The organism is Microbispora rosea (genome assembly GCF_900156315.1).
In the GTDB taxonomy this organism is placed as follows: domain Bacteria; phylum Actinomycetota; class Actinomycetes; order Streptosporangiales; family Streptosporangiaceae; genus Microbispora; species Microbispora rosea.
Genome location: NZ_FTNI01000018.1, coordinates 157,765 through 177,841, shown reverse-complemented (window position 1 = coordinate 177,841; position 20,077 = coordinate 157,765). Strand labels below are relative to the sequence as shown.

The window sequence follows — 20,077 nt, the reverse complement described above, 5'->3', positions numbered from 1 at the left end:
TTACGGCGCGGGGACGCCGTCGAGGATGCTCACCGCGTCGGTGCCCGGGGTGACGACGAGCTTGCGGGTAAGGGTGTAGGAGCCGCCCGCCGGAACGTCGACGTTGAACCGGCTCATCACCCAGTTGCCCGCGGCGTAGACGTCGAAGGCGCCGACCGGCGTGCCGTAGACGAGCCCGAAGACCTGCGGGTCGGTCCCGGTCATGCCGATGTACGGCTTGGCCGGGGCGTACACCGCCGTCGTGCCGGGTGCCACGATGCCGGCGCCCGGGATGACACTGGCCTGACCGGCCGCGTCGTGGTCCATCGCGTCACCGGTCCACAGGTTGAGCGGAGCCGAACCGGAGTTGCTCAGCTCCGTCGAGACGGTGGCGAAGTCGTCGCCCGGCTTCAGCGTGTACGTCGTCGTCGCCGTCAGACCCGTGAAGCCGGTGACCGGCCCCGACACCTTCACCACGGCCTTGTCGCCGGTCGCCTGGACGATCTTGACATCGGTCGCCGCCACCGATCGGATGTCCCACGCGTTGTTGCCGGTCGGCTGGGTCGCCGAGACGTAGGGCAGGTTGATCCAGTCGAACTGGTCGGCCATGCCGCGGACGGCGACGTCGACCGGCTTCCCGCGGGTGCCCCCGGAGAGCTGCGAGTCGTTGTAGGCGTCGGCGATCGCCATCGAGAGCTTGTCGTTCTCGAGCATGACGTCGCCGTAGCCCGCCTCGACCAGCCCCGAGCCGATCTGCTTGCCGTAGCCCGCCTCGACCGTGACCGGGCTCAGCGCGACGTCGGCGACGCCGCTGCCCGCCGCCGGCACGGTGACCGTGCCGGCGGCCGTCTGGTAGCCCAGCTTGGACACCCGGACGTCGTACCGACCGGCCGGGGCCTTGACGAGGTACTTGCCCTGGGCGTCGGTGCTCGTGGCGGCGACCACCGTACCGGCCTGCTCGAGGGTGACCCGGGCTCCGCCGACGGCGGCGCCGCCCGCGGTGATCGTGCCGGCCGCACGAGCGGCGTCCGGCACGGCCGCGTCGTGCAGGTCGATCTCGCCGACCCACTTCGCGATGTTTCCGGTGGGGTCGCCACCCGCGGTCGCGTAGTCGGCCAGGTGGTAGAAGCTGAACTGCTTGGTGGCACCGGGCGCCATCGTGGCGTCGTAGTAGAGACCCTCGACGTAGCCGTACGCACCGACCGCGGCCGGGGTGTCCAGCGCCCACGCGAGACCATGGGCGGCCTGGCCGTTCGTGGTGGCCGTGTCGGCGCCGACGTAGACGTAGTTCCCGGTCCACCCCGAGGTCTTCAGACCGGGGTTGACGCCGCCGAACCCGGGGATCCGGCCGTTGTCGACCGAGCTGTCGGGGTCGATCATGTAGTTGAAGTAGCCCTGGTAGCCCGTCGTGCCGGTGTTGGTCAGCTTGACCGTCATCTTCACGATCGGAGCGTCGGGCAGGGTCTCATAGCGGACCTGGGCCTTGATCGCCGGGTTGGCCCGGTACTGACCGTTGCCGACCACGGCGGCGCCGTCGACCGCGAGGTCGGGCAGGTCGAGCTGGTCGTCCGGCCGGTCCCACGAGTCGGGCGGCGTGAGGCTCGGACGCAGCAGCATCTCGCCCCAGTCGAGGGTCTCGGCGCCGTTGGCGTCGTTGAGCATGAGGTCCGACAGCGCGCCCAGGCCCAGACCGCCGGCGCCGTTGTTGCCCCCGGCGTACGGCGTCACGGACGCCCGGATCTTGTCATTGGCCAGGTAGTAGTACTCCTTGCCCGTGACGACGTCGGTGCGCGTGCTGCCGTTGCCGTAGTCCGGGGCGTACGTCGACGTCCCGGCGACCGGGTGGTTCACCTTGATCAGCCTCAGGTCGGCCGTCGCCTTGCCGGTGGCGCCGACCTTGACCTCGGCCGCCGAGCGCTCGTCGGCGATCAGGCCGCGCTTGGCCGCCGTGACGGTCCAGGTGGACGCCGGCAGGCCGATCCGGTAGTGGCCCTGGGCGTCGGTGCTGGTCACGGCGGTGTCCTGACCGGCCGCGACGGCGGTGACCTTCGCACCGGCGATCGGAGCGCCTGTCTCCGGGTCGCTGACCGTGCCGGTCAGGGTCGCCCAGCGCTGCGCGGACTGGCCGCCCGGCACGTAGGCGTAGAGGTTGCCGTCCCAGGCGCCCGCCACGACGGTGTTGCCGCTGACGGCCGGGCCGGCCCCCACCCAGGTGCCGATCTCGTGGCTCCACAGGATCTGACCGGTGTCGGTGGCCAGGGCGTAGAACCTGCCGTTGTTGGCGCCGACGAAGAGCGTGTCGCCGGCCACGACCGGGCTGGACATGACGCCACCGTGGTAGATGTCGCCGGGCAGCACCCGCTCCCAGAAGACGTTGCCGGTCTGGGCGTCGAGGGCGACGACGGCGCCGCTCGGGAAGCCCATGTAGACGACGCCGTCCTTGACGGCCGCGGCGCTCGGGGTCGAGTTGCTCGAGACGAGCGAGGAACGCGGGCTCCGGTAGGTCCACAGCGTCGCGCCGGTCCCGGCGTCACGCGCGACGATGCCGTTGTCGGCGCCGATGAAGACCTTGCCCTCGGCCGCGGTCGGCACGCCGTCCTGCCAGTTGCCGAGCGACTCGGCTCCGGTCCACTTGCGGGCGCCGGTGGCCAGGTCGTAGGCGAGCACGCGGTCGGCGGTCTGGTTGCCGACATACACGGTGCCGTCCATCACGGCGGGGGTGCCGTCGCTCATCTGGTTGCCGGACATCGGCGAGGCCCAGATCTGCCGCCCGGTCTTGGTGTCGAGCGCCTTGAGGACGCCCTGGCTGCCGATGCCGAAGCGGGTCTGGTACGGCCAGAGCACGGTGTGGCCGGAGACGGCCGGCGAGTAGTAGCCGTAGGTGCGCTGGTTGTTCGGGGCCGGCGCCTGCTCGGGCACGGCCTTCCAGCGCAGCTTGCCGCTCTTCGCGTCCACGGCGTACAGCTCCGAGCCGAGGGTCGGCGCGAAGATCAGGCCGTCACCGTAGGCGAGGCTGCCGTGGATCGACTGCGGCACCTGGAAGTTCCACAGCTCCTTGCCGTCCTTCAGCTGGACGGCGTGGATCCGGCTGTTGCCGTCGCCGTTCTCGTCGCGGGTGCCCGCGTAGACGACGCCGCCGTGGATGACCGGCGACCCGGTGAGGAAGGTGCCCTCGGTGCGGAAGCTCCAGGCCAGGAGGCGGCCGGCCTCCTGCGCCGGCGCGACGCCGGAGTGCGCCACGTCGCCGTGGTGCTGGTCCCAGTCGCCTCCGGCGACCGGCTTGAGGCCCGGGCCGTGGGTGAGGGTGAAGTCCGCCGACTTGGTCCAGGTCTTGCCGGCCGCGTCGACCACCTGCACGTCGATGCGGTGCGCACCGGCCTTCTGCCGGTTGGCGGGAAGATCGGCCTGCCAGGTGAACTCACCGGTGTGGTGCAGCGGCGACCACTTCGCGTCGCCGTCGAGCCGGTAGCTCGCCGAGACGACCTCGTCGCCGGTGTCGTACGCGTTGATCTGGACGCCCGGAAACTTCACCGCCGGCGCCTCGGAGCCGGGCGCGGGGCTGACGATGGTGAGGTGCTCGTTCTCGCCGTACATCCGGAACGGGTTGTCGAAGCCCGGACCCGCCATGTGGATGTAGCGGAAACCACGGGGCGCGTTGTCGATCGTGTACGAGCTCGACACCGTCTGGATGTGCTTGGCGGTCGAGGCGAACGCCGAGTTGTTCTCGACGTGGTTGGAGTGCTCGTGGCCGACCAGGATCAGCTGCGCCTTGTACTTCTCGAGCACGTCACCGAAGGCGTCGTACTCCGACGGCGATCCGAACGGCACGTTCATCGGCTGGTGGGTGAGGACGACGAGCTCGATGTCGTTTCTCGGGTCGTCGTCGAGCGGAACGCTCGCGGCGAGGTCGTCCTTGAGCCAGTTCAACTCCTCGTCGAACGGCGCCGAGCCGTTGTTCTCCAGCACCACGAAGTGCCGGTTGCCGTAGTTGAACGAGTACCACTCCGGACCGACGTTCTTGCGAAAGTTGTCGATCTTGTCTGCGTACGCCGAGCCGCTCGCGTACTCGTGGTTGCCGACGGCCGGCCACACGCCGACGGCCGACTGCTGGATGCCGCGACGATACGTGTCGAACTGCCCCTGGCTGGCGTCGTTGGTGAGGTCGCCGCTGACCGCGATGAAGCGAAGGTCGGTGCCCGTGGAGTTGATCTCGCGGATCTGGTCGGGCAGCTGCGCGTTGACGTGCGGGTCGGCGATGTTGGCCCAGGAGAAGGTGTCGCCGTCCGAGACGTCGTCACGGACGAGCGCGAAGTCTGCCGTCGGCGTGGCGTCGTCGGCGAGCTGACCGAGGTTGGCCCAGAATCTCGGCTCCTTGTACTCGTCCAGGCCGAACCGGTAGCCCCGCGGCTGGGAGACCCACACGATGTCCGTCTTGCGACGGTCGGTGGAGATCGTCAGAGAGTAGGAGCCGTCGGCGGCGGTCGTGGTGGCGACCTCGCCGTCGGAGACGCGCACGCCGGCCAGGCCGGCCTCGCCGGGGTCGCGCCGGCCGTCGCCGTTGACGTCGGCATACACGACGCCGCTGACGGTGGCCTCCGGCGGGTCGATGGCGGCCGCCGCGTACGACGCGAGCGGCCCCGCCACGACACTGGCGGCGAGCCCCAGCGTGGTGATGTACAGGACGACGCGCAGGCGCGCGCGTGTCCAGGTGAACGCGGACATCGGGTTCCTTCGAAAATGAGGGAGGTGGGTGTCAGGCCAGGAACGGGGAGCGTTCCACGAACCAGACCAGACCGGCACCGGCGACCACGACGGTCGCCGCGACGGTGCCGAGCATGAGGGCGCGAGCGGCGACCGGCGTGGTCGCGGCCCTGCGCAGGAACAGCAGCGCCGGGAAGGCGAGCGCGATGATCGTCAGCTGGACCAGTTCGATGCCGACGTTGAAGGAGACGAGGTCGGCCAGCGTCGAGGCCGACAGCGGCCCGTCGACGGTGAGCGCGCCCGCGAAGCCGAGCCCGTGCAGCAGCCCGAAGCCGAAGACCACGGGCAGGCGGTGGCTCGTCTTCGGCGCGAGCAGGTTGTCGAGCGCGACGAACGCGATCGACAGCGCGATGAGCGGCTCGACGATCCAGCCGGGCACGCTGACCCACCCGGCCGCGGCCAGCACCAGGGTCACCGAGTGGGCGACCGTGAAGGCGGTGGAGACCTCGATCACGTCGCGCAGCCGCCTCGCGCCCAGCAGCAGCGCCAGCAGGAACAGCAGGTGGTCGAGCCCCGAGAGGAGGTGCTCCGCCCCGAGCCGGACGAATCGCGGGATCTCGCTGAGCAGGTCGGTGTGCCCGACCGTGACGCTGGTGCGGGCGGTGTCGAGCAGTGTCGAACCGCGGTGACCGTCGATGTCGTAGGCCACCAACGTCTTGGTGTCGTCGACCACGCCGTCGGAGGCGCGGAAGATGTCGCTGCGCACGGTGAGCGCGCCGGACGCCGGGCAGCCGTAGGCGAGGGCGACCCGCACCGCGCCGGAGGCGGCGAGTTCGACGCGGGCGTCGTCCTCAGGGGTGCACCCCACCAAGCCGCGGCTCAGCCGCAGCCGCCCGCCGACGTACGCCGCGACGTCGCCGGCGTGCGCGTCCAGCGAGCCGCGCCGCACCTCGGTCGGCACCTCGGGGGCCGCGCCGTCCACGCCGGCCGCGTCCAAGGCGAGGGCGCCGTCGAGACCCAGCAGCCGGGCGAGGACGTCGTACTCCACGTCGACGACGGCACCGACGCCGTCGCCCTGGCTACGCAGGTCGACCGCGACCGACGTCGCACGGACGTGCGCCTGCGCCGGAGGGGCGATGAGGAGCATTGGGACAAAAGCGGCAAGGAACGCCAGGAGACGCACAGAACAGCACTTCCGTCGTAGGGGGGCGATCACCGCCAACCCTGCAGTGATCACTCCTTACCCGGCAACCCGCGACGGCCCAATTCACCGACCCTTCCGCCGCCGGTCATCCACCGGCCGGAAGCCGGTTTCCGGACGCCCGAAGCCGGGGCGGACAAGGGTGGGAATGGGAACGCCCCCGGCTCCTTGCGGAGGCCGGGGGCGCGGTGCTGCTGAAGGGTCAGGGCAGAAGGGTCAGGACTGTTTCCACGGTTCGAAGTAGGCGACCGTGACCATGTCCACGTCGGCGGCGTCCGGCGGGGTGCCGCCGGTCGCGCTGGTGCCCGTCACGAAGATGCGGACCCCGTTGCCGGATGTGGCGTCCACGGCCAGGCCGCGGGCGCCGTCCCCGGCCGCGACGTTTCCGTCGTAGCGGCCCGTCCAGATCGGCTCGCCGGTGCCCGCGTCGTAGGCGATGGTCACGTAGTCCGTGGTCACGGCCGTGCCCAGCTCCGTTTCGCTGTTCACGCTGCTCTGGCCGGTGACGACGACCTTGCTGCCGTCCGGCGTCGTCCGGACGCCGTAGGCGTAGTCCTCGTTCTTGGCCGTGCCGTCGAAGCTCCGCGCCCAGGAGCGTGCGCCGGTGGCCGGGTCGTAGGCGATGGTGGTGTAGTCGGACCCGGAGCCTTCGCCGGTGGTGTTGCCGGTGACGTACAGCTTGCCGCCGGGCGCGACGGTGATGTCGTGCGGGGTGTCGCTCTCGTGGGCGGGACCGTCGTAGGTGTCGGCCCAGAGCTTCCTACCCGTGGCGACGTCGTAGGAGACGGTGGTGTAGTCGGTCTGCGTTCCGGGGTTGCTGGTGACGCCGGTGACGACGACGGCCTTGCCGTCCTCGGTGACCGCCAGGGCGGAGGGGATGTCCAGGCCGTTGTCCTCCCCGTCGAGGTCGGCGGCCCAGCGCTGCTTGCCGGTGGCGGCGTCGTACGCGACGGTGCCCCAGTCGGTCAGGCCGGTGCCCTCGGGGCCGGCGCTCTGGCCGGTGACGACGACCGTGGACCCGTCAGGGGTAACCGCGACCTCCCGGCCGTCATCGGTGCTGGAGCCCGGGCCGTCGTACTGCACGAACCAGGACTGCTTGCCGGTGGCGGTGTCGTACGCGGCCGTGAAGTAGTCGTTCTTGTCGGCCTCGCCGAACGAGGTCATGCCGCTGACGTAGACGGTCTTGCCGTCGGGCGCGACCGCGGCCCCCTTGGCGTAGTCGCCGGAGGAGCCCTGAGTGGCGTGCCGGGTCTCCCACAGCTGCTCACCGGACGCACTGTCGTACGCGATCGTGACGGCGTCCAGGCCGATGCCGGCGCCCTGGCTGGTGCCGACGACGAAGAGCTTGGAGCCGTCGGGGCTGATCTCCAGGCCGTACGGCTCGTCGTACACCTTCGCCGGGCCTGCGTAGGTCTTGCTCCACAGCTCGGCGCCGGTGACCGCGTCGTAGGCGACGGTGACCATGGACGTGCTGTTCTGGCCGAACGTGGCCGCCTGGCTGAGGCCGGTCACGTAGACCCGCTCACCCTTGGGGTCGAGCGTGACGTACTCGCCGGAGCCGGCGTCGCCCGCGACGCCGTACGAGGCCGCCCAGGTCTCCTGCGCCGGCCGGACCACCAGCGGGATGCGTACGGTGTGCTTCTCCTTCTCCTTCCAGGTGAGGTGGCCGCCGGCGTAGGCGTTCATCGCGGCGGTGGTGCGGCTGAACGTGACCGTGAACGACTTGGTCTCGCCCGCCTTGAGCTTGAGCGTGTCCGGCGTCACCTCGGCCTCGATCCCGTCCAGGCCGGTGACGGAAGCGGTGTACGTGGCGGTCGAGCGGCCGACGTTGGTCACCTTGCGGGTCACGGTCTGCGTGCCGGTCAGCCGGCCGATCGCGATCGAGGGGGTGTTCAGGTCGTTGGGGTCGAACGAGTAGCCCTTGTTCTTCAGCTCGTCGCAGGCGTCCTTGGTGACGCCCCTGGTCTCGCCGCAGAGGAACGCGATCCAGTCGTCGGTGCCGCTGTCGTAGACAAGGCCGGGGTCGGCGGCGTTGTTCGGGGCGGCGTGGCCGGCGCCCGCACCGAAGATCACCGAGGGATCGTCGGCAGGGCCGTCCTTGACGTCGGTGCCGCTGGTCATGAGGGCCGACTTGACGGCCATCGGCGACCAGTCGGGGTGCAGGTCCTTCAGCAGCGCGGCGAGGCCGGCGATGTGCGGGGCGGCCATCGACGTGCCGCTGGACAGGTTGAAGTCGAGACCCCCCGAGCCGGCCGGGGAGAACGCGGCGAGGATGTCCTGGCCGGGGGCGATCACGTCGGGCTTGAGCACGTCGCCGCCGCCGGCGCTGAGGGGGCCGCGCGAGGAGAAGTCCGCGACGTACGGAGCCGGGGCGCCGGTGTCGACCGTCGCCTGCTCGACGGTGGCGGTGGCGCCGTCGGTGGCCGCGTAGTCCTTGACGGCCTGCCGGTCCTTCACCCGCAGCTGCACTGTGGGCACGGGGGTCAGGTCGGTGTACAGCGAATCGTCGTCGACGTTGGTCAGGATGACGCCCAGGCCGCCGGCCTCCGACACCGCGACGCTCTTGCTGACCCGTGCCGTCACGCCGCGGTCGCAGACCACGATCTTGCCCTTGATCTTGGCCGGGTCGAGCACCGCCGTGCCGCCGTTGTCGCGGGCGGCCCAGCACTGCGCCGCCTCGGTGGGGTCGGCTCCGGGCAGGCCCGCCGTCGCGGCGTCGACGAGCGGCGCCGGACCCGCCTTCGCGGGAGCCGCGGACGGCCCGGTGTAGGAGGTGCCGTCGCCCAGTGTCACCTTCCCCTGCGTCGTCCGGTTGTGTGTGCCGGCGGCGACCGTGGTGAGCCACGGGGAGGGGTGCGCCACCGTGTTCGCGGCCGGGCCGCTGTTGCCTCCGGCGGCGGAGACGAAGATGCCCGCGTCGGCGGCGGCCAGGAAGGAGAGCTCGGCCGGGTCGAGGAAGTCGGTGCTCGTCCCGGAGACGGAGTAGTTGATGACGTCGACGCCGTCGGCCACCGCCTGGTCGATGGCGGCGACCAGGTCGGAGTTGTAGCCGCTGGCCGTGTCCGCGGCCTGGGTGGACCACAGCGCCTTGTACATGGCGATCCTGGCGCGCGGCGCGATGCCGCTGATCTTGCCGTACCCGGCGGCGGGGCCGGTCACCTGCACGTCGTGGTTGCCCGCGGCGGTCGAGGAGGTGTGGGTGCCGTGGCCGTTGTAGTCACGCGGCGAGGCGAACTCCCAGGGCATGAACTCCTTCATGCCCTGGTCGCCACCCCAGCCCTCGTCGAAGTGCCGGGCGCCGACGATCTTTCCGTCGCACAGCGAGGCGTCCCAGGAGTCGTCCGGGCTGCTCTGGTCGCACGTGCCGGTGTAGCCGCTGACCGGACCGTACGCGTGGCCGTCCGGATCGGGGTTGGCGAAGCTCGGGTTGTCCGCCCAGATGCCGCTGTCGATCACGCCGATGACAAGGTCCTCACCGGCGCCGCCCTTCCTGCCGCTGGGACCGCCGAGCCGGTCCCACAGGCCGCCGCGGGCGTCGAGGCCGAGGAACGACGGCGTCGAGGAGGTCTGTACCGTGACCTTCTTGTCCTCGGTGACCGTCACCACATCGGCCAGCGCGCGCATCTTCGCCGCCTGCGCGGCGGTCATCTTGGCGGCGAACCCGCCGAAGGAATAGACGTAGTCGTAGATCTTCTTGCCGCCGGCCTTCTTCAGCGCGGCGTCGTGGCGGCCCTTGAGATGGTCGACGTACCTCGTCACCGCGGCGGACCTGGGCTGAAGCTTCTTGCCCCGCTCCGGCTTGGTCCTGGTCAGCCCGGCCACGTCGCCCTCGTACGTCGCGACGGGGTCGGAAAGCATCTGCACGATGTAGGTCTTCTGCTCCTCGGCGCCGGTCGCCGCGGAGGCCGATCCAGGCCAGGCGAGGCCGCTCACCGCCAGTGCGGTCAACGCTGCGGCCGCTGCCAGCCTTCTGGGGACTATGGGGGTTGTGGGATGCATTGTTGCCCTTCATGCCTCTCCGCGCATCGCACGGACGATCGCTGAGGCTAGAAAGGGGCACGAGACGAGGCATCCGTACTGTATACGGATTTTTGGACGGTACTTTACCCACTCTTGGTACCCTGTTCGTGCCGGTTGGTGCAGGTAGGGGGTGGCCGCATGCCGTCGGGCGCCCTGTCCGACACGCTCGTCGGCCGGCACGCCGAGCTGGCCCTTCTGCGCGGGGTCATCGACGCACGGCCCTCGCTCGCCCTGGTCGAGGGCGAGGCGGGCATCGGCAAGAGCCGCCTGGTCGCCGAACTCTTCGCGGCACCCGGCCTGGCCGCGACCCGCCGGCTCGTGGGCCAATGCGAACAGCTCCAGGAACCGCTGCCGTTGTCGCCGCTGCTCGACGCGTTCCGCCGGGCGGGGGCCGAGCTGGCCCGGTCGCGACCGCCCAACCCCGTCGTCGGAGCGCTGGCGCCGCTGCTGCCCGAGATCGCCGAGCTCCTGCCGCCGCCGCTACCGCCTCTGCCCGACCAGCGGGCCGAGCGGCACCGGGTGTTCCGCGCCGCCGTCGCGCTGCTCGACCACCTCAGCCCGCTGGTGCTCGTCCTGGAGGATGTGCACTGGGCCGACGGCGGCACGCACGACTTCCTCGCGTTCCTGGCCGCTCACATGCCACCCGGCCTGACGGTGATCCTCACCGTACGCACCGGGTCGGGCTTACTGCCGATCCGCGAAGCCCTCGCCCGGGCCCCGTCGGGACCGGCCCGCACGATCAGCCTGGCCCCGCTCACCCTGCCCGAGGTCGAGGAGCTCGCGCGGAGCATAGTCAGAACCGATCTTCCTCCGGCGTTCGCCGAACCCCTCTACGAGAAGACCGGCGGCATCCCTTTCATCGTGGAGGAGGTGCTGCGCACGCTGCTGGAACGGCTGCCCGCGGGCCAGATCCCCGGCCGCCCCGACGTCCTGGCCGACCTCGCCGTGCCGACCGTGCTGCGCGACGTCGTCCTGCAGCGGCTGTCCGCGCTCGACGACCCGGCGCGGGAGATCCTCGGGGCCGCCGCCGTCGTCGGCATGACGCCGGACGAGCGCGTGCTCGCGGAGGTCGCGGGCAGCGGGCCGCCGGCCGTCGCCAGGGCGCTGGCGCAGGCCCAGGCGGTGGGGCTGCTGCACGAGGAGGGCGGCCGGTGCCGCTTCCGCCACGCGCTGGCGCGGCAGATCGTGTACGAGTCCGTCCCCGTGTCCGGCCGCCGATGGCTTCATCTCCAGACCGCGCAGGCACTCGAAACCGGCGCTGCGTCCGGCGCCGGGCCCAAGCCGGTGGCCCGGCTCGCCCACCACTACCGGCACGCGGGGCGCGCGGCCGAGTTCGTGGCCAACGCGGAGGCCGCCGCCGACACCGCCTCCTCCCACGGTGACGACGCCACCGCGGCACGGTTCCTGCTCCAGGCGCTGGAGATCGGCGAGTTGTCCCGTGAGGTACGCGTGCGGCTGGCCGTCAAGCTCGGCCGGGCGGCGGTGGACGGGCTGGCGCACGCGGAGGCCCTGCCGGTGCTCGAACGCCTGCTGGCCACCGAGCCCCTCCCCGCCCACCTGCGCGGCGAGCTGCGTTTCGCGCTCGGCCGCCTGCTGCGGCAGCAGGGCGAGACGCGGGCCGGCCACCTCCAGATCGAGGGCGCTCTGGAGGACCTGGCCGAGCGGCCCGCGCTCCTGGGACGGGCGCTGGCGGTGCTCGCCGCGCCGGAGACCGTCGTGGACCGGCACGTCAGCGAGCACGCCGCACGCTGCGACCAGGCCGAGAAGGCGGCCCGCCGCAGCGGCGAACGCGACGTCCGCGTCGCGGTGCGCATCGCCAGGGCCTCACTCCTGCTGGAACAGGGCGACCCCGCCAGCACGCGGCTGATCGCCGGGCTGCTGCACGACGACGAGCTCAGGGCCGCGCCGCGGGAGCACGCCCGCGCCTGCCTCAACTGGGCGCAGGGCGCCTTGCACGTGGGCCGGCTGGAGTTGGCCGAGGCCCTGCTCGCCGAGGGACGCCAGGTGGCCGACCAGGCCGAGTATCTCCGGCTGGCGGAGATCACCGAGCTGGTGACGGCCGCCGTCGACCTGGCCGCCGGGCGGTGGGCGGGCCTGGAGGAGCGCGCCTCCCGGTTGGCGGGCCAAGGGGCCAAGGTGGGGGCCGCGTCCCTGGACCGGCGGCTGCTGCACGCCACGCTTCTCGCCGCGACCGGCCCGGCCGAGGACGCGACCGCCCGGCTGGGTGACGTGATCGCGGTGGCGGAGCGGGTCGGGGCCGTCTGGCCGCTCATCCCCGCCCGGGTGACGTTGTCCCGGCTGCTGCTGACCTTGGACGACGCCGCCGGAGCGGTCGAGCACGCCACCGCCGCGCTGGCCCACGTACGGAGCAAGGGGAACTGGGTGTGGGGGGCGGAGAGCGTGCTGTGCCTGGTGAACGCCCTGGACGCGCTCGGCGAAGCAGACCAGGCGGCCGGGCTGGTGGACGAGCTGGGTGTGGGGATCTCGGGCGCCGACGCGCCGATCGCGCAGGCGGCGCTGCTGAGCGCGCGGGCCGTCCTGGCACGGGCCCTGGATGCGCTGGAGGCCGACCGGCTGCTGGACGCGGCGCGTACCACCCTGCGTGAGGCCGGGCTGCGCTACGAGGAGGCGCTCGCCGCCGAGCGCCTGGGCCGGTGGCGCTGCGAGCGCGGGGCGGCCGACGGCGGGCGGCTGCTGGAGGGCGCGCTGCGCCTGTACGGCGAGATGGGCGCGGACCGGGACATCGCGCGGGTGTGCCGGCTGATGCGGCAGAACGGGGTGCCCATTCCCTATCCGTGGCGCGGTGGGCGGCCGTCCCATGGGCAGACGTTGTCGTCCCGGGAGCGCGAGGTGGTGGCGCTGGCCGCGCGGGGGAAGACGAACCAGGAGATCGCCACCGAGCTGTTCCTGTCCAGGCGCACCGTGGAGAGCCACGTCTCCAGCGCGCTGCGCAAGCTCGGGCTGCTGTCGCGCAAGGAGCTGCGGGGGCGGGCGGCGCTCCCTGCCGAGCCGACCGGCTCGGCGGAGGCTTAGTCACCTCGATACGAGGGGTAGGTCAAGCCGGCCGCACATCTCCGCGAGGAGCTGGCGCCCGAGTAGCTTGGACTATTACGTCCACTATGCTGAGGTCCAGGGGGCTCCATGACAACAACCATCTGTGACGATCAAGCAATGAAGACGATCAGCGGCGTTCGTCCCTGAGTGACGCGCGCCCATCGATGCACGCGGCCGGCCGGCGGTGTCCAGATCGACCGGCCGCCTCCCATGGCCCCTGGCGCCCAGATGCCGAACGGGCTTCCATCCCCGCGACATCTCCGCAAAGAAGACACATGACCGAGGAGACGATTCTCATGAAAGCGATCGTGGTGACCGACCAGGCCGCCGGACCGGCCGGGATGAGGCTGGTGGAGCGGCCCGAGCCGCCGGCGGCCATCAACGACGTCATCGTCGAGGTTCATGCGTCGGGATTCGTCCCGACCGAGATGGAGTGGCCCTCGACCTGGACCGATCGCCGCGGCCTCGACCGGACACCGTCGATCCCCGGCCACGAGATGGCCGGAGTGGTCACCGCCCTCGGTTATGGCACGACGGGGCTGTCGGTGGGGCAACGGGTCTTCGGTCTCACGGACTGGCATCGCGACGGCACCCTGGCGGAGTACGTGGCCGTCGAGGCACGCAACCTCGCACCGCTCCCCGGCGACGTCGACTTCGTGGTGGGCGCGAGCCTGCCGATCTCGGGGCTGACCGCGTGGCAGGGACTGTTCGACCACGGCCGCCTGAAGGCCGGGCAGAGCGTGCTCGTGCACGGCGCGGCCGGCGCCGTCGGGTCGTTGGTGACGCAGCTCGCGAAAGAGTTCGGCGCGTACGTCATCGGCACCGGGCGCGCCGCCGACCGCCAGAAGACGCTCGACTACGGCGCGCAGGAGTTCGTCGACCTCGACAACGACGCACTGGAAGACGTCGGCGGAGTCGACCTGGTCATCGACGTCATCGGCGGCGACGTCCAGAGGCGGTCCGCGGCCATGATCCGAGCCGGAGGAACGCTGGTGTCCGTCGTCGGACCGCCGGAGGCGCGGCCCGCGGACGGCTTGGCGATCGACTTCGTCGTCGAGTCGGATCGCGCCCAGCTGGGTGAGATCGTGCAGCGGGTGCGGGACGGACGGCTGCGGACGAACATCGGCGCCGTCGCGACCCTCGACGACGCCGTCGCCGCCCTCAACCCGACCGAGCGACGCAAGGGGAAGACGGTCATCAGCGTCCGTCCGTGAGGCTCGGGGACGGCGAGAAACCCTTCCCCCCGGTGGATCACGGTCAGCCACGCGGCCGGATTCGCCGGCTCGTACGGGGACAGGCGATCGGACCGGTTCGCCATCCGGCGTGCACCCGGAGTAACCACGGCCGACTGTCGCCGGGTGGCGATCCTGGACTAAATCGTCCACTTTATGATTGCTCAGGTGCCGCGCCGGAGCGACCTGATCAGTGCGTGCGCGGCGTTGTGCTGCTCTGGCGAAAGAGGAGGCAGTGGGCGACCCAGAGACTGATCGAGAGAACCGCCGATGGGTGCGTGATCTCGCCGCCGCCGGCCCCGCCAGAGAGGCGGCGTCCCGGGAGCTGTATCCGTTGCTGCTTCGCATCGCGATCACCGAGGCACGCCGGCGTGCGCCGATCCTGGAGCTGGACGGCCCGGAGCTCGACGACATCGCTCGACAGGCCGCCGCCGACGCGTTGATGGCCGTCACCGAGCGTTTGGACAGATTCCGGGGTGAGGCACGGTTCACCACGTGGGCGAGCAAGTTCGTGATCTTCAACGTGGCCACCAAGATGAACCGTCACTTCTGGCGTCGCCAGGATGTCCCCTACGATCGAGAGGATTGGTCCAAGATCGCATCGCGGTTCGACGTGGGCCCCGACGACGAGGCGCAGGTCCGGGAGTTCGCGGCGGCGGTCTCGGCCGCGGTCGAAGAGAATCTGTCGGAGCGACAGCGCATCGTGTTCGTCGCGACGGTCCTCAACGGCATGCCGATGGATGTTCTGGCCGACGAGCTGGGCTCGACCCACAACGCGCTGTACAAGGTGCTCTTCGACGCCCGCAAGAAGCTCCGCGCGGCGCTGGTGGCGAGTGGCTACCTCGCCCGAGGCACCTGAGGCCCGCTCCGCGGGACGGCGCCCGTTCCGATACACGACCTGGCGGTCTCAGCCACCGGGCCTCGCGCGCGCCGCTGCCTCGGCAGACGCACGATCGGAGTAGCCAGGGTGCCGGGCGTCGATCAGATCGGCGTAGGCGGTCGTTCGCGAAAGGTAGTCGGCGACGAAGGGGCAGATCACGGTGATCGTGCCCTCGCGGGCGCGGATCTCGTCGAGCACGCGCCGCACCATCGCGCCCGCCACGCCCTGGTGCTGATGATTCGGCTCCACCTCGGTGTGCACTAGGGCGTACCGGTTGGGCTTCAGGTGGGTGTAGTAGAGCCACCCGACCAGGTCGCCGTCGCGATGGAGCTCGAAGCGGCCGCGGTCGGCGTTTTCGGACAGCTCCTCGGTTGCCGGCGCCTGTTCCTCGCCGCTCATCGACTCATTCCTCCAGTGTTCAAACGACGGGTGTGTCGGTCGCGTTCGTCAGCGCTCGCAGCAGCGATCGCGCGTCGTACGGGCCGGAGTGCCTGCGGCCGTTGATGAAGAGCGTGGGGACGGCCGTGATGTTCATGGCCTCGGCGTCGAGCATGTCGTCGCGCACCCGGCCGGTGACCTCGGCCGAGATGAGGTCCTTCTCGAACCGCTCGAGGTCCAGGCCCAGATCGTCGGCGATCCGGATGATGTCGGACGGCCGCTGGTTGTCCTGGTCGTCGAAGAGCGCGCGCGCGAAGTCGAAGAATCCGCCCTGTGCCGCCGCCGCCTCCGTCGCCTCCGCGGCCGCGAGGGCGTTGGGGTGGATCTGCACGAGCGGGGCGTGGCGCCAAACGTAGCGGAGCCGGTCTCCGAGTACGTCGCGCACCTCCAGGATCGAGCCGGACGCCTTGAGGCAGAAGCCGCACTGGAAGTCTCCATACTCGACGATCGTGTAGGGAGCGTACGGGTTCCCGAGCACGTGGTCGCGTGCGGGGTCGACCGGGCGCGCGAGCGTCTGACCGGAGTCGTCGTCGGGGCGCACGGCGTCCGAGATCCGGAAGATGATCGTCGCGAGCACGAAGGCGACGACAGACGCCGCGAGCACACCCACCCGCGCCTCGTTCTGCGCGAGCTCGTCGTCGATCGCGAGGTCCACGATGAACAGCGAGATGGTGAATCCGATCCCGCACACCGCGGCGCCGCCGAGGACGCGATCGAGGGTGAGTCCCGCTCCGAGTTCGCCGATCTTCAGGCGTCGGAGGACCGCGCTCGACCCGAAGACGCCGAGGAGCTTGCCGACGACGAGGCCCACGACGACGCCCCACGTCAGGGTGGAACCGGCAGCGCCGGCGAGAACCTCGGGATTCAGCACCACACCCGCGTTGGCGAGGGCGAACAACGGAAGGATGACGTACGCGACGTACGGGGCGTAGGCCGACTGGAGTCGCTCGTTGATCGAGATGGATTCGCGCAGGCTGTTCGCGGCGGCGCGGGCGTACTCGGTGTTGGGCGACTGGCGGAAGGTGCGCGCGAGTTCCAGCGCGCGCTCGACGTCGCTGCGGTTGGGGCGGTACACGGGGACGAGCAGTGCGATCGCGACGCCCGCGAGGGTCGGATGCACGCCCGAAGCGAGGAAGGCCAGCCACACCACGATCGCGAGAGACGCGTACACCGGCCCGCGGCCGCTAGGGAGATAGCGCGTGAAATACACCCCGGCGAGCCCGGCGGCGGCGATGAGGAGCGGCAGCGGGGTGAAGTGCTCGGTGTAGACCAGGGCGATGATGCTGAGCGCACCGATGTCGTCGACGACCGCGAGTGCCAGGAGGAACACGCGCAGGCGTCCGGGGACGCGGGGGCCGATCAGGGCCAGGGCGCCCACGAGGAAGGCCGTGTCGCTCGAGATCACGGCTCCCCACGCCTGCTCGTTTCCGGAGCCTCTCGCGATGAGGACGAAAAGGAGTGCGGGCACCACCAGGCCCGCGATGGCGGCGGCGACGGGCACCAGGGCACGGGACCAGCTCGTCAGTTCGCCGATCGCGAACTCCCGGCGCACTTCGAGCCCGACCGTGAAGAAGAAGACCGCCATCAGCGCGTCGTTCACGAGTGCGTGAAGCGTGAAGTCCAGATGCAGGTCGCCGATGCCGACCATGAGATGGGTCTGCCAGAACGTCTGATACGACCCCAGGGACACGTTGGCCCAGATGATCGCCGCAAGCGTCGTGCCGAGGAGGAGCAGGGCGCCGATCCGGTTCTGGCCCATTGCGCCGATCCGCGCGGCGATCGACGGGCGTCGACCAGCGCCGGCGGCGCCCTCCTCAGGGTCGAGTGAGGTCTGGATGACGGTGGGGTTCGTCATGATGACTCCCGTGCCGGCTGTTCCCGCTCGTGTCGGGGTGCGGGTTGCGTGCGGCGATGACGGTGAACACGGTGGCGACGAGGGCGAGCGCGCCGTATCCGAGGGCGATCTGAGGCAGTGAGAAGGTCGTGGAGAGTCGGCCGGAGACCAGGGCGGGGACAGCAGCGCCGCTGTAGCAGAGCAGGTAGATCACGCTGAAGATCGGTGCCCGGTCGGCCAGGGCGCTGCCGTACAGCAGGCCGCGGGTGGCGGCGCTGATGGCGATGCCTTGGCTGGCGCCCGCGACGACGGTTGCGGCGATGAACAGCACCAGGGTGCCGGTGGCGATCGCTGTGATGACGCCGATCCATCCGGCCAGGAAGATGATCACGCCGAGACGTTGGGCGGCCGCGGATGTGAACCGGCCGCCGAGGGGGGCGCCGAGAGCACTGGGGCCCATGTAGGCGGCGAACACCAGCCCGATGACGAGCGGGCTGCGCGTGTGGAGTTGATCTTCGACGAGTGCCGGTACGAAGGCCTGGTAGAAGGCCCCGGTCGCCCAGGTGGCCAGGAACACCGCCACCGCGACGGGGAGCAGATGCCTGACCCGGGCCGGCACGCGGACCTTGGGACGCAGTGACGACCAGGCGCCGGGCGACGGAGGCGCCGTCTCCGGGCTGACGGCGACGAGTGCGGCGGACAGGAGAAGAAGGCCGGCGGCGACCAGGTAGATGAGCTGTCGTGGCCAAGGGCCGAACTGGACCAGCGTTCCGGACGCGATGGCGCCCACGGCGAGGCCCAGCATGACTGTCTGGCTGGAGGCGACGGAGGCCAGCCAGGCCGGCCTGGCCGGTGCGGCATCGACGATGTAGGAGGTGAGGCTGCTGCTGGCCAGCCCGGCGCCGAGGCCCATCAGGAGCCGACCGGCGATCAGGACGCCGATGTCGCGCACGTTCAGCAACAGCAGACAGCCCAGCACGAGGAGGCCGAGGCTCGCGATGGAGATGGGCCGGCGGCCCAGATGGTTCGACAGCCGTCCCATCACCAACAGCGTGACAAGAGTGGCGGCGGAGTAGGCGACGACGGTCATCGAGATACCGGCGTTGGTGAACCCGTTCTCCGCCCGATAGATATTGAAAAGCGGGATCGTCGACCCCACCGCCGCGAACGCGGCCACCAGGGATACCACCGCAGCCAGGAATGCCAGCCGGATCGTTCTGCCCCGGCGAGTCTGGTCGAGCGCCGGCGTCACCTTCTGCATCGGGCCGTGCCTTTCTGTTGTTCTGGACCACCGTTTCCGGAGACTTCGCATCGCGCACGCCGACGTGGCCGCCCACCGTGAAGGTGTCGAGTCAGGTCCGCACCCGCGCACTTCCTCGGGGTGTGTTCCGCCCGCCTGAGGCCGGGCGTGCAGGAGAGGAACACGAGGTCGCGGTCTGCTGGAATGCGGACGGCGCCGGTGTACGAGGCGGTGTCGCCTCGCGACCGGCGCCCCGCGCGCGTGGTCGGGTCTGCGCTGCACGAGGTCAGGGCCGCGCGTCCTGCTCGACCTCATCGACGAGAAGCTCCGCCGCAGGGTCGGCCTCAAGCCGCTCATCGGGGATCGGACGGCCGCTGCGCAACGAAACTCCGTAGGTGCCGGCCCGCAGGCGCTCGCCGGCCCGATCGAGCGCAGCCAGCCGCAGGTTGAGTTGCTCGGCTACAGCATCGTCGAGAAGCTCTTGGGCGAGCGGGTTCGCCGAATCGAAGACCGAGGTCCTCGCATCAGCGGCCGCCTCCAGGTCGGCCGCCCGGGCAGCGGCCGCGTACATGAGAAGTTCCTTGATGCGTTCACGTTCACCCTCGATCAACTGATGTGCGCGGGCTGGATCCATGTGCGACTCCCTGCTGGTGCCGATCGGTGATCAGCGTCGGTGGCGGGACTTCGGCCGGGCCAGTCACGTCCGCCCCTGGCGGTCTTCCGAGTTAGTGTCCTGAAGGCCGCATCTCTTTCGTCTGCTGTCTCCGGCTCGCTGCGACGTCGCCCGATGCGAGCCCAAATGGACGACTTCGTCCAGTACGGCGTAGCGTTGTCAGCTGCCGAGCGCGCCTTCCGGCGCGCCCCTTTCCCGCATCGAGGAGCAGCGTTGGCTCACGAGGTCACTATCGCCGGTTCGACCATCAGCACTCCGCGGTTGCGGCTGCGTCCGTGGCATCACGATGACGCGGCCGCCGCGCTCGACATCTACGGCAGCTCGGAGGTCTCCCGGTGGCTGGCCCCGGCGATGGATCACGTCATCGACCTTGAGCAGATGCGCGCCGTGATCACCAAATGGATCGCCGCACCTTCGCGACCCCAGGGGCGCCCGAGTGGCCGGTGGGTGATCGAGGAGACCGAGAGCGGGCGCGTCGCAGGCTCGGGTCAGATTCTTCCGCTGCCGCCGGAGGGCGAGGACCTGGAGCTGGGTTACCAGCTCGCCCCGTGGGCGTGGGGTCGGGGGCTGGCGGCCGAGGCGGGTCACGCCCTGGCCCACTACGCGTTCAGCAACGGCGAGGAGGAGATCTTCGCCGTCCTACGGCCCAAGAACGAGCGCGGCGAACGCGCCGCCCGCCGCATCGGGATGGAGTGGGTCGGAGAGACGGACAAGTACTACGACCTGCGGCTTCAGATCTTTCGGCTGCGGAAGGGCGACTTGGACAGCTCCGTACTCCGGCCGGGCCCCGTCGAACGCTGATCTCGGTTCGTCCCCTGCCGTTCT

General features: G+C 70.8%; 11 protein-coding genes. 4 read left to right on the top strand and 7 right to left on the bottom strand.

Features of this window, described 5'->3' with window-relative positions:
- The 3 genes from BXA11_RS24530 to BXA11_RS45460 form a co-directional block, all read right to left on the bottom strand.
- Positions 1–4,701 (bottom strand): outer membrane protein assembly factor BamB family protein, encoded by a 4,701-nt coding sequence (locus BXA11_RS24530; RefSeq protein ID WP_076438212.1) that lies wholly within the window; start codon positions 4,699–4,701, stop codon positions 1–3.
- Between the two features lie 31 nt (positions 4,702–4,732).
- Entirely contained in the window at positions 4,733–5,827 is a 1,095-nt protein-coding gene (locus BXA11_RS24525) for a HupE/UreJ family protein (protein WP_083744551.1), read from the bottom strand.
- A 270-nt stretch (positions 5,828–6,097) separates the two neighbouring features.
- The gene (locus tag BXA11_RS45460) at positions 6,098–9,829 is read right to left on the bottom strand and encodes a S8 family serine peptidase (RefSeq protein ID WP_159454837.1); all 3,732 of its coding nucleotides are present in this window, start codon (positions 9,827–9,829) and stop codon (positions 6,098–6,100) included.
- Positions 9,830–10,039: 210 nt separating this feature from the next.
- Between BXA11_RS45460 and BXA11_RS45455 the strand changes: the two genes are divergently transcribed.
- The 3 genes from BXA11_RS45455 to BXA11_RS24505 all read left to right on the top strand — a co-directional run bounded on the left by BXA11_RS45455 (position 10,040) and on the right by BXA11_RS24505 (position 15,046).
- On the top strand, positions 10,040–12,934 hold the full coding sequence (locus BXA11_RS45455) for a helix-turn-helix transcriptional regulator (RefSeq protein ID WP_076438208.1): 2,895 nt from the start codon (positions 10,040–10,042) through the stop codon (positions 12,932–12,934).
- Between the two features lie 317 nt (positions 12,935–13,251).
- Positions 13,252–14,169, top strand: a complete 918-nt coding sequence (locus BXA11_RS24510; RefSeq protein ID WP_076438258.1) for an NADP-dependent oxidoreductase — start codon at positions 13,252–13,254, stop codon at positions 14,167–14,169.
- 253 nt (positions 14,170–14,422) lie between these two features.
- The gene (locus tag BXA11_RS24505; protein WP_030511553.1) at positions 14,423–15,046 is read left to right on the top strand and encodes a sigma-70 family RNA polymerase sigma factor; all 624 of its coding nucleotides are present in this window, start codon (positions 14,423–14,425) and stop codon (positions 15,044–15,046) included.
- 48 nt (positions 15,047–15,094) lie between these two features.
- Here BXA11_RS24505 and BXA11_RS24500 read toward each other — a convergent pair whose 3' ends face one another.
- From BXA11_RS24500 to BXA11_RS24485, 4 genes are all read right to left on the bottom strand, one after another.
- Positions 15,095–15,466, bottom strand: coding sequence for a GNAT family N-acetyltransferase (locus BXA11_RS24500; RefSeq protein WP_051762542.1), 372 nt, complete (start codon positions 15,464–15,466; stop codon positions 15,095–15,097).
- 19 nt (positions 15,467–15,485) lie between these two features.
- Positions 15,486–17,360 (bottom strand): Na+/H+ antiporter NhaA, encoded by a 1,875-nt coding sequence (gene nhaA, locus BXA11_RS24495; protein ID WP_076438206.1) that lies wholly within the window; start codon positions 17,358–17,360, stop codon positions 15,486–15,488.
- Positions 17,320–18,600, bottom strand: a complete 1,281-nt coding sequence (locus tag BXA11_RS24490) for an MFS transporter (protein ID WP_076438203.1) — start codon at positions 18,598–18,600, stop codon at positions 17,320–17,322. The genes nhaA and BXA11_RS24490 overlap by 41 nt, the downstream gene beginning before the upstream one ends.
- Positions 18,601–18,865: 265 nt before the next feature.
- Positions 18,866–19,213 carry a TraR/DksA C4-type zinc finger protein gene (locus tag BXA11_RS24485; RefSeq protein WP_143734492.1) on the bottom strand — a complete coding sequence of 116 codons (348 nt, stop codon included), beginning with the start codon at positions 19,211–19,213 and terminating at the stop codon, positions 18,866–18,868.
- Positions 19,214–19,465: 252 nt separating this feature from the next.
- Between BXA11_RS24485 and BXA11_RS24480 the strand changes: the two genes are divergently transcribed.
- Positions 19,466–20,053, top strand: coding sequence for a GNAT family N-acetyltransferase (locus tag BXA11_RS24480; protein ID WP_076438198.1), 588 nt, complete (start codon positions 19,466–19,468; stop codon positions 20,051–20,053).
- Positions 20,054–20,077 lie beyond the last annotated feature (24 nt).

Excerpts from the sequence above, each read along its gene's own strand:
- BXA11_RS24500 (WP_051762542.1), bottom strand. The coding sequence starts at position 15,466 with ATGAGCGGCGAGGAACAGGCGCCGGCAACCGAGGAGCTGTCCGAAAAC.
- BXA11_RS24525 (WP_083744551.1), bottom strand. The coding sequence starts at position 5,827 with ATGCTCCTCATCGCCCCTCCGGCGCAGGCGCACGTCCGTGCGACGTCG.
- BXA11_RS24530 (WP_076438212.1), bottom strand. The coding sequence starts at position 4,701 with ATGTCCGCGTTCACCTGGACACGCGCGCGCCTGCGCGTCGTCCTGTAC.
- BXA11_RS24485 (WP_143734492.1), bottom strand. The coding sequence starts at position 19,213 with ATGGATCCAGCCCGCGCACATCAGTTGATCGAGGGTGAACGTGAACGC.
- nhaA (WP_076438206.1), bottom strand. The coding sequence starts at position 17,360 with ATGACGAACCCCACCGTCATCCAGACCTCACTCGACCCTGAGGAGGGC.
- BXA11_RS45455 (WP_076438208.1), top strand. The coding sequence starts at position 10,040 with ATGCCGTCGGGCGCCCTGTCCGACACGCTCGTCGGCCGGCACGCCGAG.
- BXA11_RS24510 (WP_076438258.1), top strand. The coding sequence starts at position 13,252 with ATGAAAGCGATCGTGGTGACCGACCAGGCCGCCGGACCGGCCGGGATG.
- BXA11_RS24490 (WP_076438203.1), bottom strand. The coding sequence starts at position 18,600 with ATGCAGAAGGTGACGCCGGCGCTCGACCAGACTCGCCGGGGCAGAACG.